Source organism: Yoonia sp. R78084, assembly GCF_044595625.1.
Taxonomy (GTDB): domain Bacteria; phylum Pseudomonadota; class Alphaproteobacteria; order Rhodobacterales; family Rhodobacteraceae; genus Yoonia.
The window spans coordinates 1874675-1889138 of sequence record NZ_CP138993.1 but is presented as its reverse complement, the minus strand read 5'-3'; the positions used below and the strand labels follow the sequence as shown (position 1 = coordinate 1889138).

Annotated in this window: 13 protein-coding genes; 10 read left to right on the top strand and 3 right to left on the bottom strand. The window is 59.1% G+C overall.

Annotation, left to right across the window (positions count from 1 at the left end):
• Positions 1-213: 213 nt before the first annotated feature.
• The 8 genes from xylF to SJY29_RS09615 all read left to right on the top strand — a co-directional run bounded on the left by xylF (position 214) and on the right by SJY29_RS09615 (position 9490).
• On the top strand, positions 214-1242 hold the full coding sequence (xylF, locus tag SJY29_RS09650) for a D-xylose ABC transporter substrate-binding protein (protein WP_181417136.1): 1029 nt from the start codon (positions 214-216) through the stop codon (positions 1240-1242).
• A gap of 91 nt (positions 1243-1333) precedes the next feature.
• Entirely contained in the window at positions 1334-2599 is a 1266-nt protein-coding gene (locus tag SJY29_RS09645) for a sugar ABC transporter permease (protein WP_400082314.1), read from the top strand.
• Positions 2599-3348, top strand: coding sequence for an ATP-binding cassette domain-containing protein (locus SJY29_RS09640; RefSeq protein ID WP_110279222.1), 750 nt, complete (start codon positions 2599-2601; stop codon positions 3346-3348). The genes SJY29_RS09645 and SJY29_RS09640 overlap by 1 nt, the downstream gene beginning before the upstream one ends.
• The gene (gene xylB / locus SJY29_RS09635; protein WP_400082311.1) at positions 3348-4787 is read left to right on the top strand and encodes a xylulokinase; all 1440 of its coding nucleotides are present in this window, start codon (positions 3348-3350) and stop codon (positions 4785-4787) included. Before SJY29_RS09640 ends, xylB begins: the two co-directional genes overlap by 1 nt.
• Positions 4784-6085: a xylose isomerase gene (xylA, locus tag SJY29_RS09630; RefSeq protein ID WP_400082309.1), complete on the top strand. Its 1302-nt coding sequence runs from the start codon at positions 4784-4786 to the stop codon at positions 6083-6085. The genes xylB and xylA overlap by 4 nt, the downstream gene beginning before the upstream one ends.
• Before the next feature lie 66 nt (positions 6086-6151).
• Entirely contained in the window at positions 6152-7105 is a 954-nt protein-coding gene (locus SJY29_RS09625; protein WP_400082306.1) for a hypothetical protein, read from the top strand.
• Positions 7066-8313 (top strand): hypothetical protein, encoded by a 1248-nt coding sequence (locus tag SJY29_RS09620; RefSeq protein ID WP_400082303.1) that lies wholly within the window; start codon positions 7066-7068, stop codon positions 8311-8313. Before SJY29_RS09625 ends, SJY29_RS09620 begins: the two co-directional genes overlap by 40 nt.
• Entirely contained in the window at positions 8303-9490 is a 1188-nt protein-coding gene (locus SJY29_RS09615; protein WP_400082301.1) for a glycerate kinase, read from the top strand. The genes SJY29_RS09620 and SJY29_RS09615 overlap by 11 nt, the downstream gene beginning before the upstream one ends.
• Before the next feature lie 70 nt (positions 9491-9560).
• Here SJY29_RS09615 and SJY29_RS09610 read toward each other — a convergent pair whose 3' ends face one another.
• Positions 9561-10814: a cytochrome-c peroxidase gene (locus SJY29_RS09610; RefSeq protein WP_400088887.1), complete on the bottom strand. Its 1254-nt coding sequence runs from the start codon at positions 10812-10814 to the stop codon at positions 9561-9563.
• Between the two features lie 117 nt (positions 10815-10931).
• Between SJY29_RS09610 and SJY29_RS09605 the strand changes: the two genes are divergently transcribed.
• Positions 10932-11348: a tetratricopeptide repeat protein gene (locus SJY29_RS09605; RefSeq protein ID WP_110279461.1), complete on the top strand. Its 417-nt coding sequence runs from the start codon at positions 10932-10934 to the stop codon at positions 11346-11348.
• 307 nt (positions 11349-11655) lie between these two features.
• On the opposite strand, the gene SJY29_RS09600 is transcribed toward SJY29_RS09605, so the two are convergent.
• On the bottom strand, positions 11656-11907 hold the full coding sequence (locus SJY29_RS09600) for a hypothetical protein (protein WP_400082298.1): 252 nt from the start codon (positions 11905-11907) through the stop codon (positions 11656-11658).
• 117 nt (positions 11908-12024) lie between these two features.
• On the opposite strand from SJY29_RS09600, the gene SJY29_RS09595 reads away from it, so the two are divergent.
• The gene (locus SJY29_RS09595) at positions 12025-13266 is read left to right on the top strand and encodes a PqqD family peptide modification chaperone (protein ID WP_400082295.1); all 1242 of its coding nucleotides are present in this window, start codon (positions 12025-12027) and stop codon (positions 13264-13266) included.
• A gap of 125 nt (positions 13267-13391) precedes the next feature.
• Here the strand turns inward: SJY29_RS09595 and dctP are convergent, their stop codons facing one another.
• Positions 13392-14447, bottom strand: coding sequence for a TRAP transporter substrate-binding protein DctP (gene dctP, locus SJY29_RS09590; RefSeq protein WP_400082292.1), 1056 nt, complete (start codon positions 14445-14447; stop codon positions 13392-13394).
• Positions 14448-14464: the final 17 nt, after the last annotated feature.

Below are 14464 nucleotides of genomic sequence, written 5' to 3'. Positions count from 1 at the left end.
TACATAGTTTAATCTCTGAATTAATAGGCCTGCCGCGCATCCTAAAATTCGCTCGCTTTTGTACAGTGCCTAAAAATTTTGCGTGTTCAAAGCGTTTTTTTCACAATTCGCGTCAATTTTTATTTTGACAACTGAATTTAATAAGTCATTCTAACGACCGTAGGGTCAAATGGCCCACGCCCCAATGCATGGGGCACACTATGGGAGGAAAACATGCATAAATCCGTTATCGCGGCAGCAATTGTGGCTGCCGGTTTCAGCACGTCTGCCTTTGCTGACGCCCACGGCATCACTGTCGGCGTAAGCTGGTCGGACTTTCAGGAAGAGCGCTGGAAAACTGACGAAGCAGCGATGCTTGGTGCGCTGGAAGCCGCTGGCGCTAGCTACCTGTCTGCCGATGCGCAGTCGTCCGCTACAAAGCAGCTGGCCGACGTTGAAAGCCTGATCACACAGGGTGTTGATGCCCTGATTATCCTTGCACAGGACGGCGCGTCCATCGGCCCGGCACTTGATGCTGCCGAAGCTGCCGGCATTCCTGTCATCGGTTATGACCGTCTGATCGAAGACCCGCGCGCATTCTACCTGACATTTGACAACGTCGAAGTTGGCCGGATGCAGGCGCGTGCCGTGTTCGATCTGGCGCCCGAGGGCAACTACGTCATGATCAAGGGCTCGCCAACCGATCCGAACTCCGACTTCCTGCGTGGCGGTCAGCAAGAGGTGCTGCAAGCTGCCATCGACAGCGGTGCGATCACCATCGTTGGTGAGACATACACCGATGGCTGGCAGCCTGCGAACGCACAGCGCAACATGGAGCAGATCCTGACACAGACCAACAACGAAGTTGACGCTGTTGTGTCTTCCAACGACGGCATGGCCGGCGGTGTTGTTGCGGCTCTGGCCTCTCAGGGTATGGACGGTATTCCTGTCTCTGGTCAGGACGGCGACCACGCGGCACTGAACCGTGTTGCACTGGGTACACAGACCGTATCGGTCTGGAAAGACAGCCGTGCGCTGGGCCGCAATGCAGGCGAAATCGCTGTTGCATTGGCCAATGGCACAGCTATGGCTGACATCGAAGGGTCTGCCACATTCACATCACCCGGTGGTGTTGAAGTGAACTCCATGTTGCTGGCACCTTTGCCAATCACGCAAGACAACCTGGACGTTGTTCTGGAAGCTGGCTGGATTGAAAAAGACGTGCTCTGCCAAGGTGTGACAGGCCTCGCAGTCTGCGAATAATCTGAACCTACAAACAAAGGCCCCATCCGCAGTGTCGGGTGGGGCTTTCTTACAAGCCAACCCTGCCACGGGTTGAAAGGGGAGGGAACCAATGTCTGGCGGACTTGGTAAGCTAATCAAAACATTGCAAATCGACACGCGGCTCTTGGGCATGATCGGCGCATTCGTAATCATTGCGCTGGTGTTCCACGTTGCAACGGGGGGGACGTTCTTGACCCCGCGCAACCTGTTTACGCTGACATTGCAGACCGCATCGGTCGCGGTGATGGCCACGGGGATGGTGTTTGTCATCGTCACCCGCAACATTGACCTGTCCATCGGGTCCCTGCTGGGGATCGTTGGCATGATCATGGGTGTCATTCAGGTGCAAATCCTGCCTGATATCGTCGGTTTCGGCAGTCCCTCCATCTGGATCATTACCGTCATCGCGGGCCTTTTGCTTGGCGCTGCTATTGGCGCGTTCCAAGGCTGGTTGATCGGTTACCTTCTGATCCCGTCCTTTATTGTCACCTTGGGCGGCCTGTTGATCTGGCGCGGTGGTGCTTGGTGGGTGTCCAAGGGCACAACCATTTCACCGCTTGATCCCAATTTCATCATGCTTGGCGGTGCGACCGGTACGATTGGTGTCACGGCAAGCTGGGCGCTGGCGATCGTTGGATCCATTCTGACAATCCTTTTTCTGATCAACACACGGCGCAAACACATCAGCCATGGCTTTGCGGTCAAACCGATGTGGGCCGAGTATGCCCTGGGCGCGATCCTTGTGGGTGCGATTTGCGGGATTACCGCGATCATGAACGCCTATATGGTCCCGACCCGTATTCTGGAGCGCCGCTTTGCTGCCGAAGGGCTCGAGATGCCCGAAGGCTATACCGAAGCCTACGGTTTCCCCATCTCGGTCCTGATCGTTCTGGCTGTCGCCATCGGTATGACGATCATCGCCAAGAAAACGCGCTTTGGCCGTTATATCTTTGCGATGGGTGGCAACCCAGACGCGGCAGAACTGTCAGGCATCAATACGCGTTTGCTGACGGTCAAGGTCTTTGCCCTGATGGGCGCGCTGACAGCAATTGCTGCCGTCATCGCCTCGGCCCGTCTGGGATCTGCCGGATCATCCTTGGGTGAGCTGGACGAATTGCGCGTGATCGCGGCGGCCGTCATCGGCGGCACTGCCCTAGCAGGGGGCGTCGGCACGATCTATGGCGCAATCCTTGGCGCATTGATCATGCAGGCACTCGTGTCCGGCATGGGCATGGTGGGCGTTGATTCACCACTGCAGAATATGATCGTGGGTGGCGTTCTCATCATCGCTGTCTGGATCGACATCATCTACCGCCGTAAAACAGGAGACGCATAATGAGCACCCCACTTTTGGAAATGCGCAATATCTCGATCCATTTTGGCGGGATCAAAGCAGTCGACAATGTGTCTATCGACGTGATGCCGGGCGAAGTTGTGGGCCTTTTGGGCCACAACGGGGCGGGTAAATCGACGCTGATCAAGATTCTCTCGGGTGCGTACAAGAAAGACGCCGGCGAGATTTTTGTCGACGGCAAGAAGGTTGAAATCAACAGCCCGATTGATGCGCGTATGCACAATATCGAGACGATCTATCAGACACTTGCCTTGTCGGATAACCTGGATGCGGCCTCGAACCTGTTCCTGGGTCGTGAGATCACAACCAAGTTCGGTTTGCTGGATGATACCGCGATGGAAGCGGAATCGCGCAAGATCATGGCGCGTCTGAACCCGAACTTTCAGCGTTTCTCGGAACCCGTCCGCTCGTTGTCCGGTGGCCAGCGCCAGTCCGTGGCGATTGCCCGTGCGGTCTATTTCAACGCGCGCATCCTGATCATGGACGAACCGACTGCGGCACTTGGTGTGCATGAAACGGCGATGGTTGCGGACCTGATCAAAGAGCTGAAAGCGCAAGGTCTGGGCATCTTCCTGATCAGCCACGACACGCGTGAAATGATGGAACTCTGCGACCGTGTGTCGGTGATGAAGAACGGCCAGTTGATCGGGACCGAGCGCGTCGAGGACGTGACCGAGGATGATATCCTGTCAATGATCATCATGGGCAAAAATCCCAAACGGGCCGCCTAATGTTCATTGGCCTTGATCTGGGAACATCGGGTCTCAAGGCTGTTTTGATCAACGATAGTCAGGCGATTGTCGCGGAAGCGACAGCGCCGCTGACTGCGGCACGTCCTCAGATGGGTTGGTCAGAGCAGGATCCTGCGACATGGCTGGATGCCGCAGATGCCGTCATGCAGGCCCTCGCTGGGCATGTCTCATTGGCGCAGGTGCGCGGCATCGGTTTGTCGGGGCAAATGCATGGTGCGACCTTGCTGGACCGCGATGATGCAGTGCTGCGCCCGTGCATCCTGTGGAACGATACGCGCGCGGCTGTGGAAGCGGCAGCGCTGGACGCCGATCCAAGGTTCCGTGCGTTGACTGGCAATATTGTCTTTCCGGGTTTCACCGCGCCGAAACTTGTCTGGGTGGCCAAACACGAGCCGGAAATCTTTGCAAAAACGGCCCGTGTGCTCTTGCCCAAGGACTATCTGCGCCTTTGGCTGACGGGCGAGGCCGTGGCCGAGATGTCGGATGCCGCGGGCACAAGCTGGTTTGATGTCGGTAAACGCGACTGGTCGGATGATCTCTTGGCCGCGACCGGCATGTCGCGTGCGCAGATGCCGCGCCTGGTCGAAGGCTCTGAGGTATCGGGGCAGTTGCGCGATAAGCTGGCCGAGCGCTGGGGCTTGCCCAAAGGTGTCGTTGTGGCAGGTGGCGGCGGTGACAATGCCGCGAGTGCCGTGGGCGTCGGTGTGGTCAGAGCAGGCGATGCGTTTGTGTCGCTTGGCACATCTGGCGTGTTGTTTGCGGCTTCGGATGCCTATCAGCCGGATGCGGCGACCGCCGTGCACACATTCTGTCACGCCCTTCCGGATACATGGCACCAGATGGGTGTGATCCTTGCCGCCGCCGATGCGCTGAACTGGTTTGCGAGGATCATGGATAAACCCTCGGCCACCCTGACGGGTGTTCTCGGGGATTTGCAGGCGCCGGGACGTACATTGTTTTTGCCGTATTTGGGCGGCGAGCGCACACCACACAATGATGCCAATATCCGGGGATCGTTCCTGCATCTGGACCACGGCACCGATCAGTTGGCGATGACGCGGGCTGTGCTGGAAGGTGTCACACATGCAATCCGCGACTGCTATGACGCGCTGTCGGCCACAGGCACGCAGATCAACCGCCTGATCGCGGTCGGGGGCGGGTCGAAATCGGACTATTGGGTGCGGGCGATCGCCACCTCTCTGGAGATCCCGGTGCAACTGCCTGTCGCAGGTGATTTTGGCGGTGCATTCGGCGCGGCCCGCCTCGGCATGATGGCCGCAACTGGTGCAGGGGTCGAGATTGCAACCGCCCCGCAGATTGCCCGCACGATTGATCCCGATCCCTCACTCACCGGCGCCTTTCACGAGGCGCACACAAGATACCGCGCAAGTTATGGCGCGTTGAAAGGACTGACATGACCGATTTTTTCAAGGGCATCCCCGCCATCACCTATGAAGGCCCGTCGACAGACAATGATTTTGCCTTCCGCCACTACAACCCCGACGAGGTGGTGATGGGCAAGGCGATGAAGGACCATCTGCGTTTTGCGGCCGCCTATTGGCATTCCTTTGCATGGCCCGGTGGCGACCCTTTCGGTGGACAGACCTTCGAGCGTCCATGGTTCGGCGACAGCATGGATGCCGCGCGGATGAAGGCCGATGTGGCCTTCGAGATGTTCCAGATCCTTGGCGTGCCGTATTTCTGTTTCCACGACGCCGATGTGCGGCCTGAAGGGGCGAGCTTTGCCGAGAGCACAAAGAATCTTGAGGCCATCGTCGATTGCTTTGCCGAGAAGATGGAGGCGACCGGCGTCAAGCTGCTGTGGGGTACGGCGAACCTCTTTTCGCACCGCCGCTTCATGGCAGGAGCCGCGACTAACCCTGACCCTGATGTATTCGCCTACTCAGCGGCCACCATTAAGACCTGCATGGATGCGACCATGAAACTTGGTGGTGAAAACTACGTCCTTTGGGGCGGGCGGGAAGGCTACGAGACGCTGCTGAACACCGACATGGGCCGCGAACGCCAGCAGGCGGGGGCCATGTTGCAGATGGTCGTGGATTACAAACACAAAATGGGCTTCAAAGGCGCGATCCTGATCGAACCAAAGCCGCAGGAACCCACAAAACATCAGTATGATTATGATGTGGCGACGGTCTATGGCTTCCTGAAAGACTTTGGTCTTGAGGGCGAGGTGCAGATGAATATCGAACAGGGCCACGCGATCCTTGCGGGCCATTCTTTTGAACATGAGCTGGCCCTGGCGCGCGAATTGGGGATTTTCGGCTCGATCGACATGAACCGCAACGACTATCAAAGTGGCTGGGATACCGACCAGTTCCCAAACAACGTGCCCGAGATGGCGTTGGCCTACTACGAAGTGCTGCGAGCTGGAGGTTTCACCACAGGCGGGACGAACTTTGACGCCAAACTGCGCCGCCAGTCGCTGGATGCAGAGGATCTGATCCTCGCGCATGTGGGCGGGATGGATGCCTGTGCGGCGGGCCTGAAAGCGGCTGCGGCGATGCTGGAGGACGGCAAACTCGAGGCTGCACGCAACGCCCGTTATGCAGGTTGGGATACCGCTGAAGGGAAGGCGCTGCTGGCCAGTGATCTGGACAGCATCACGGCCAAGGTGCAGGCCGAGGGCATCAACCCCGAACCCCGTTCCGGCCGTCAGGAGCGGTTGGAAAATCTGGTGAACCGCTACCTGTGATCCCGCACTCTTGTGCCGCCTGCCGCCCGTGCCTAACGTGGCTGCGGGTGGCAGAGGTGTAACAGCGTGATCGGCACAATCTTCAGGACTTTCGGGCGTAGATACATGGATGTGTCATTGCGCGCCGGTGCCGACTATGTGGTCCGTATTGTCGAGCGTCCCGGGGTGTGGATGGATGACGCCGCACTTTCCGCGCTGAGCGCTGATCTGCGCCAAGTGGCGGCGCGCACGCTCGATGCGGGCAGCCTGACTTATGGCGTGTTTTCAGGGGATAAGTCGCGGATGGAAGCGGTGATCATCACGCTGGTCTCGCGCCGCGATGGCACCCCCGTTGCATTCAACGCACTGGCGGCAATGACGTTGGACACGGCCCCGCACCCGATCGAAGTCTTGCATCTCGGTCTGGTCATGGTGGACCCCGACGAGCGATCCAAGAACCTGTCATGGGTGCTTTATGGCCTGACCTGTTTTCTGATCTTTTTCCGCCGCCAGTTCCGCCCTGTCTGGGTCTCCAACGTCACGCAAGTCCCCGCTGTCGTGGGTATGGTCAGCGAGATGTTTTCCGATGTCTGGCCCAGCCCGAACAAGGGGCGGCGCACGCTGACACACCTGCTCCTGGCGCGCGAGATCATGGCGACCCAGCGGCATGTTTTCGGAGTGGGCGCGGATGCGGGGTTTGATGAAGAGCGCTTTGTCATTACCGATGCCTATACCGGCGGGTCGGATGATCTGAAAAAGACATGGGAGAGCGCGCCCAAGCACCGCGATTCGCGCTATAACGCTTTTTGCCAAGAGGCGCTGGACTATGCCCGTGGCGATGACGTGCTGCAACTGGGCCAGATGGATGTGGCGGCAATGCGCACATACCTGACACGCGAAGTGCCGAAATCCGCGGTGATCGGATTGCTGCTGACGGGGGGGATCGTGGCGCTCAGACGTATTGTTTTGCCAGCGATCCATTGGGCCGATAGCACGCAGGAATGGGGGCACCTGCGCCCCTACGCGCGGCGCAACGGATGATTGCCGCTGCCACGATCATGATGCAGCTTTTCCTGTCTGCGGCGGCGTTGACGGGACTCTTTGTGTTGCAAACCGTGCTGACGCGCCGTGATCGCGATGATCCGATCAACCAGCGGTTTCTGTTTGGCGTGCGGGTCACGATGGTGCTTTTTGCGGGGCGCGCGCTGATGATCCTCACAGGGATTGAGGCGTTTCGTATTCTCACCCTGCTTGGAGCTGCAATCATTCCTTTGGCGGTCTTGATCCTGACCGAGGGCTTGTTGCGCCGCCACGCGCCGCCATTGGTCAAGGCGGTGATCGGGGGCGGGGCTGTGGTCTTTGCGGTATCTTCGCTGTGGTATTCAGGCAGCATTGATCCCACGCGGCTGTTTGCGCTTTTGGGGTTTCAGTTACTGGGGTTTGTGATGTCGGGGTGGCTGATCATAAGTCGCGACAAGGCCTCGTTATCTGTCACCGAAAACGCAATGGTCGTGCGCTTGGGGCTGTCGTTGATCCTGTTCATACCGCTTGCGGCAGGTGATTTTCTGCTGCTTTCCGTTGGGTTGCCGATCCAGTTTTCGGCGCTGGGGGTGCTGATCCTATGCTGGTTGGCCATCGGATTGGGGCGTCCACATATCGGGCATCGCGCAACGCTTGCAAACCTTGGCGTGATGGTTGTGGCGGCCTGTGGTGTGGGGGCGATGATTGCCACTTTCGCACAGATGGGGCGTGATGGATATCTACTTTCCATTGCCGCGATCATGACCACGCTCTTTGTCGTGGCGATCCTGAATGATGCGCGCGCGCTGCGTCTGGAAGAACAGAGCGTTGGTTTGTTGCGCCAGCTTGCTGTGGCGCGCACCGATGATCCGATGACGTTCCTGCGCGATCTGCAAGACCATCCACTTGTCGAAGGCGCGGTTGTCGTCAGCGAAGAGAGCCTGCAGGGTTTGCAGGATGATGTGCTGGACCGGATTTTCGCAGCCGCCCCCGTCTTGCGCAGAAGCGACCCGCCGCAATTGGGACCAGTGGCCGATGATCATATCGCCTATCTGTTCGCGCGCTATTCTGCGACCCATGTGATGTTGGCGGCTTCGCGCCCAAGGGTGCTGGTCGCATTGGCGATGCCTTCGCTTGGCGCGTCGCCTTCGGCAGAGTTGGAATTGCAGATCGTGCAGCGTATGGCGGCCTTGATAGCCATGAGGAAAGGGGATCGTGATGAAGGATGACCGCGCAGAGGTGTTGCGGATTTTTCAGGCGGGCGTGAAGGCGGCCGATCCGTATCTGGCGGTTTCGGAGGCTTTGGAAGATGTATCTGTCCCTGCCTTGATCGTCGCGGTGGGCAAGGCTGCCCGGTCGATGGCCAAGGCGGCCTTGGTGCGGTTTGCAGGTGTGAAATGCCTCGTGGTGACGAACTACGAGAACGCCAGTGATCTGGATGGGGCGGTGGTGATGGCAGCGGGGCATCCCGTGCCCGATGAAAACGGCGCAGCGGCAGCGAAGGCCGTAATTGCAGCCTTGGATGCGGTGGAGGGTCCGGTGCTGGCGCTGATATCGGGGGGCGGGTCAGCTCTGTTGCCTGCGCCTGCAGGGGCGTTGACCCTTGCTGATAAAGCACGGGTGAATGACCTTCTGCTGAGATCGGGTCTTGATATCGTGGCGATGAACCTGATCCGCCAGCAGTTGTCTGACCTGAAAGGTGGCGGGTTTCTGCGTCATGCGGCCCCTTCGAAAGTAACGGCGCTGATCCTGTCAGATGTGATCGGCGATGATCTATCGGCCATTGCGAGCGGTCCGACGGTTGGACCGATCGGGACAGCAGAGCAGGCAACGGCTTTGTTGCAGGCGCATGGGTTGTGGGAGGACCTGCCGGAGGTCGTGCGTGATCATCTACGTCAGGCAGCACCGCCCGCGCCCTTGCCGGAGGCCCGCAACATATTGGTGGGGTCGAACGGGAAAAGCGTGGCAGCGATGCAAGTTGCAGCCCCCGAAGCCCACGTGATTGCGACACCCATCACAGGTGATGTGGCGGATGCAGCGCGGATGATTTGTGATCAGGCGGTTGTCGGCACGACTGTTTGGGGAGGTGAAACCACCGTCGTTCTGCGCGGTACGGGACGCGGGGGACGCAATCAGGAACTGGCGTTGCGGATCGCGCAGGAGGCCGCGCTGCGCGGCTGGACAGACTGGACCTGCCTGCAAGCGGGCAGTGATGGCCGTGACGGGCCGACCGATGCAGCGGGGGGAATTGTCGATCAAGATACTCTTGGCAGGATTGGTAATCTGGACAGGCTGTTGGCAAATAACGACAGCTATGCCGCGCTGAAAGCTGCGGGTGATCTTCTGATAACAGATGCGACGGGCACCAACGTGGCCGACCTCGGGGTGATGATCCGGCGGGGCTAGGCACTCTACGGCGGTGTCGGAGCCTCCGGCGGGGATATTTTCGGGCCAATAATAACAGGTTGTAGCGAATTCAATCGACGGGGAGGCCGCTGGGGACGGTGTCAGGGCGGCCCATCGGGCGGGTCTGGGCGGCTTCGCCGGTCAGCGCGTTCAGGAAGGCGATGAGGTCTGTGATTTCTGCTTCGGTCAAAGCAATGGGGCGCATGTCGATCGCGGCAGATTGTCGTGCTATTTCCAAACGGTCCTGGCGGATCGCGAAGTCAGCCGCGGCGAGCCAGGGAATTTCGGGCAGGTTGGCTTGTGCCGGTGTCCATGCCGCACCCGTGCCCATGGGGTCGGCGTGGTGGCGGATGATACCGTCCAATGTGGCATAGGCACCGTTGTGGCCGTAGGGCGCGGTCAGGGCCACATTGCGCAATGAGGGTGTCCTGAACTTATAGGCATCCTGCGGCAGGTTGGTTTCGGCCATACGGCCCACATCGCGCGAAATCTGATCCCAGGGCCGCGTGCGCCCGGGGCCGAAAGCGGGCAGGCCGAGCGCATGGAAACTCTGATCGGTAAAAAGCGGCCCTGCGTGACAGGATGCGCAGCGACCCGTGAAGAAAAGTTGACGGCCCCGTTCGGCGTCCTCGGGCAGTGGCGTGCCCGCAAGCCATTTGTCGTAGGGGCTATCGTAGGATTGCCATTCGCTGATGATGAAAGCGCCCAAAGCATTGCCGATTTCCACGATGGTTACATCAGCGGGTTCTTCAATGTGGTCAAAGGCCTGGACAAACATGTCGCCATAAGCAGGGATCGTGCGCACGCGTTTGGCAAGGATCGGCCAGGCCACATCAATGCGGTCATGCGTGGCGCCTGCGATTTCGTTTTCGCGGGGGTTTCCGGCCATCTCGAATTGCGACACCATGGGAAAAAGTGCCTGTGCAGCCACGAGGTTATCAAGGCCCGCCGGCAGCCATTCCTCGGCGGGGGAATCGTAGCCGTTGCCGTAGATATCCGAGCGCGTCAGACGGCCGTCATGGAACAGCGTCTCAATGTCGTTATGTCCGAGATTCCAAAGGCTTGGCGCGTTGCGGGGAATGCGTTTGCGGATCGCGTCGGGCCCTGATCCGGCGGTGCGTTCGGGGCCGACGCCGATGCCGCCTTCGCCGATCCCGAGCGAGAGGCCGTCACCGCCTGCGTGATCGTGGTGGTGACAGGTCCCGCAGGAGATATTCTTGTTTCCTGACAGTATCTTATCGTAAAAAAGAAGCTGGCCGATGCGGGCTTGATCCGGGTCGACTTGGATGTAATCATCGGGACTTATCCCCTGTGCCGTCGCCAGACTGGTGCCCAGAAAGAGCCAAAGGACCGCCGTATGGAACGCGTACACAACCTGTACACAACCTGTACATACATTTGTGCAGCCTTGTTGTTTTTTTCGGCACCTGCGCAGGCCGATATGGAAGTGGCGCGCGATCTGATGGAGGCGGGCGACTATGCCGAGGCGCGCGCGCTCTTTGAGGTTTATGCGCGGTCCGGCAACGCCGAGGCTGAAGAGTTGATCGGCGTCATGTACGCGCTTGGCCTGGGTGTCGCACGCGATGACGAGCGGGCGTTTGACTGGTATCTGCGGGCGTCTTTGAAAGGGCATCCTGGCGCACAATCCGGCTTGGGGTGGTACTATGAAGTGGGCCGGGGCATTCCCGCGCCTGATATGGTAAGAGCGTATCTTTGGTACGCATTATCGGCAATAGGCGGGGACCCTGATGCGCTGGATTCGCTGGAATTGATCACCCCGCGTCTGACGCCGGAAGAACGCGCGCGGGCGGAAGTGCTGATTGATGACTACAAAGGCTGGATGTATCCGTTTCGCTGAAGGGGTGGATATTTCCCAACAAAAACAGGATTTTTGTTTGTTTTCAGTGGCGCAAAGAGCGTGAAGACCGGTATATACCTTCGGTTTATTTCGCTGGTCTAAACCTTTGCTCGATTGAGAGGCCTTGTTTTTTTGGGCCAAGGTGATGGCACTCACCTGCCGCGTTCGAGTGGCAATACTTCACGCCAAGGTGCGCAATACCGTACCGAGGACAAAGAAGAGAAAGACAGGATACGATGACAGACAAGACAACTTCAGTTTCACGCCGCCAGCTTTTGACACGGATCGGCGGCTTGGCCGCCGCCGCTTATACGGTTCCTGCATTTACAACGATGTCGATGGCGCATGCTTCGGACGGGGCCTCTGCACCTTCCTCTAACAGCCCGGCAAGCGCACCGAGCAACCCCAGCGCACCAAGTGACCCCAGTGGCCCAAGCAACCCGAGCTCACCAAGCAGCCCGAGCACACCAAGCATGTCTTCCGGCCCAAGCGACTCTTCCACCGATGCGAATGGTTGCGCTGCGGGGACAAGCTGGGATGGCAGCACATACAATTCCAACGGAAAGGTTTGCACGCCCGACTAAGATGAATGTGTCCTTACACATCGCTTTGGTCAGTCTGACCCGTGTGGGAAGGTTGACCCATATCGCGGCCCCTGCAAAGGGGCCGCTTTGCCATGGCTGACAGTCCAGTCCAGTCTCTTGGGTTTGCCGGTCTGGATACACCCTTGCGTGTTGCCAATCCTGCTGTCGTGCGTCCTTTGCTGGATCCGGTGATGGCGGCTTGGCCCTTCACCGTGACCGAAAATGACCCGCCAGCCTCCGCTGCGTTTGCAACGATCAGTCCGGCAGAGACGGGTAAGTGGCGGCTCGAAGCGCCGCTGGCGGCCAAACCGGTCACCGAATATGATCCGGTAAACGCGATCTGTGATCTTGTGGTCGAAATGTCGTGGGAACGCCTGCGCAGTCGTCCGGATCTCTTGTGCCTGCATGCTGCTGCGCTCACTTTCAACGACCGCCTCGTGATCTTTCCCAATGCCCGCCGTGCCGGCAAAAGCCTGTTGTCCGCGACGCTGGCACAGCGGGGGCATGCGGTCTTCTCTGATGATTTTGTCCCCTTACAGATCACGCCGCAAACCGGTGCGATCAGCGGGATCGCCAATGGCATTGCGCCGCGTTTGCGTCTGCCTTTGCCGGATAATCTCTCTGCAACAATGCACAGTTGGATCATGGACAGGATTGCCGTGCGGAATAAGCAATACGGGTATCTGACGGATATTGATTTGCCGCAATCAGGCACGACCGCACCGGTTGGTGCGATTGTTGTGCTTGAGGGCGATCCGGCGATGACAGAGCCTGCGTCGCTGACGCCAGTGACCCAAGAAGAGGCGATGGCCTCGCTGGTTACACAGAATTTTGGCCGTCAGGTGCATGCCGGGGCCATTTTGCGGGTGGCGGAGGCATTGACCCGCACGGTGCCTGTGCTGCGGTTGCGCTATAACAGCGTTGAGGATGCAGCGGCGCTTTTGCATGAGACCCCTCTCTTGCGTGATCTGCCTGCGGCGCAGATGGCAGAGGCGGATATGTCTGCAACCTTGCCGCTGGCGCCGCTGGACCTTCCGGATGTGGTAGTAGACAGGCCGGTTGATCTTGATTGCCACTTTGCAAAACTGCCGGACTTTACCGCCCTCGAGGCCGGCACTGCTTTGTATCTTGCCGACGGCGACGGTTTCGCGATCCATCGGTTGAACCCGGTCTCTGCGATCATCTGGACACTGCTGGATGAGGGGCTGACCGGTGCCGAGATGGTTGAGGTCCTGCAGGGATTATACGTTGAAATCTCGCAGGAGCAGCTTCGTTCAGATGTTGCGGGCGCATTGGCGTTCTTGTGGCAGCAACGGCTCATTGCGCCGTCCTGACCCCGCGCGACGGGAGAGTCCGGTGGGGGCAAGGTGCAGGACATACACCAAACCTGTCTGACTGGCCCACCGAACAAAAAAGGCCGCCCCGATGGAGCGGCCTTTCGTTTTTTCCGTGCCGGACCTTAGTTCAGGTCGCTGGCATAATCAGCGGCCAGTTCGGCCTCGACCTCGGCTGTGGCTGCGATCAGCGCGTCCAGCATCTCACTGCCGCCGTCCACGTTTTCACGGAACCATGCATATACGGGGGCTGCGGCTTCTGCGAAGGCCGCTTTCTCTTCCGGGCTTGGCACATAGATGTCGCCGCCACCTGCAACGAAAGCTTCATAGGCTTCGATGGATTTGCGCTTGGGGGATGCGAAGGTTGCCTGCTGTAGCGCAGAGAAACCGTCAACCACAACGCGGCGCAGGTCTTCTGGCATGGCCATGAAGTTGTCGTTGTTCATCCACCACAGCGCACCCATGTAGGAGTGGCCGTCCAGTGTAAGGTATTGCAGACCCGCATCAGGGAACTTCATGCCCATGATGTCGGTGATGCCATTGGCTGTACCTTCAACAACGCCAGTTTGCAGCGATGTGAACAGCTCTGGCCACGGGATCGGTGTCGCAGAGGCACCCATGGCTTCGACCAGTTGCACAGGCAGATCGGCCACAACGGTACGCAGTTTCAGGCCGGCCAAATCGCTTGGCCCCTGCACGCGGCGTTCGGTGTTGGCAAAGTTGCGCCAGCCGCCGGTGTTGCCGACGGTCATCAGGCGCACGGTGTTGCCGCTGTCCTCAAGCGCCTTGTCGCGCAGGGTGCGGACGAAATCACCTGACAGAACGGCCTCGGCCACGCGGTCGGATGACATCAGGTAAGGCAGGTCAAGCACTTGCACATAGGGGAAGATGCCTGCGGCACCGCCGGATGTGGAAATGTAGACGTCGATGGAGCCTTCAGAGACACCTTCGAGGCATTCCGCACCGGTCGCGCACAGCTGGGTGCCGATGAAGAGTTCCACGGCAATGCGTCCGTTCGAGGCCGCTTCGACGTAGTTTTTGAACACAACCAGACCATCATAGTCCTCGTCGTTCTCGTTCGAGTTGGCCGTGGCGCGGATTGTGAAATCCTGTGCCCAGGCCGCCAGCGGGGTCGCCAGCAGTGCGGCGGTGGCCGCGATTTTTGTGAACTGTCTCAGCATTATTCTCTCCCTGTTGA

Excerpts from the sequence above, each read along its gene's own strand:
- xylF (WP_181417136.1), top strand. The coding sequence starts at position 214 with ATGCATAAATCCGTTATCGCGGCAGCAATTGTGGCTGCCGGTTTCAGC.
- SJY29_RS09645 (WP_400082314.1), top strand. The coding sequence starts at position 1,334 with ATGTCTGGCGGACTTGGTAAGCTAATCAAAACATTGCAAATCGACACG.
- SJY29_RS09640 (WP_110279222.1), top strand. The coding sequence starts at position 2,599 with ATGAGCACCCCACTTTTGGAAATGCGCAATATCTCGATCCATTTTGGC.
- xylB (WP_400082311.1), top strand. The coding sequence starts at position 3,348 with ATGTTCATTGGCCTTGATCTGGGAACATCGGGTCTCAAGGCTGTTTTG.
- xylA (WP_400082309.1), top strand. The coding sequence starts at position 4,784 with ATGACCGATTTTTTCAAGGGCATCCCCGCCATCACCTATGAAGGCCCG.
- SJY29_RS09620 (WP_400082303.1), top strand. The coding sequence starts at position 7,066 with ATGGGGGCACCTGCGCCCCTACGCGCGGCGCAACGGATGATTGCCGCT.
- SJY29_RS09615 (WP_400082301.1), top strand. The coding sequence starts at position 8,303 with ATGAAGGATGACCGCGCAGAGGTGTTGCGGATTTTTCAGGCGGGCGTG.
- SJY29_RS09605 (WP_110279461.1), top strand. The coding sequence starts at position 10,932 with ATGGAAGTGGCGCGCGATCTGATGGAGGCGGGCGACTATGCCGAGGCG.
- SJY29_RS09595 (WP_400082295.1), top strand. The coding sequence starts at position 12,025 with ATGGCTGACAGTCCAGTCCAGTCTCTTGGGTTTGCCGGTCTGGATACA.
- dctP (WP_400082292.1), bottom strand. The coding sequence starts at position 14,447 with ATGCTGAGACAGTTCACAAAAATCGCGGCCACCGCCGCACTGCTGGCG.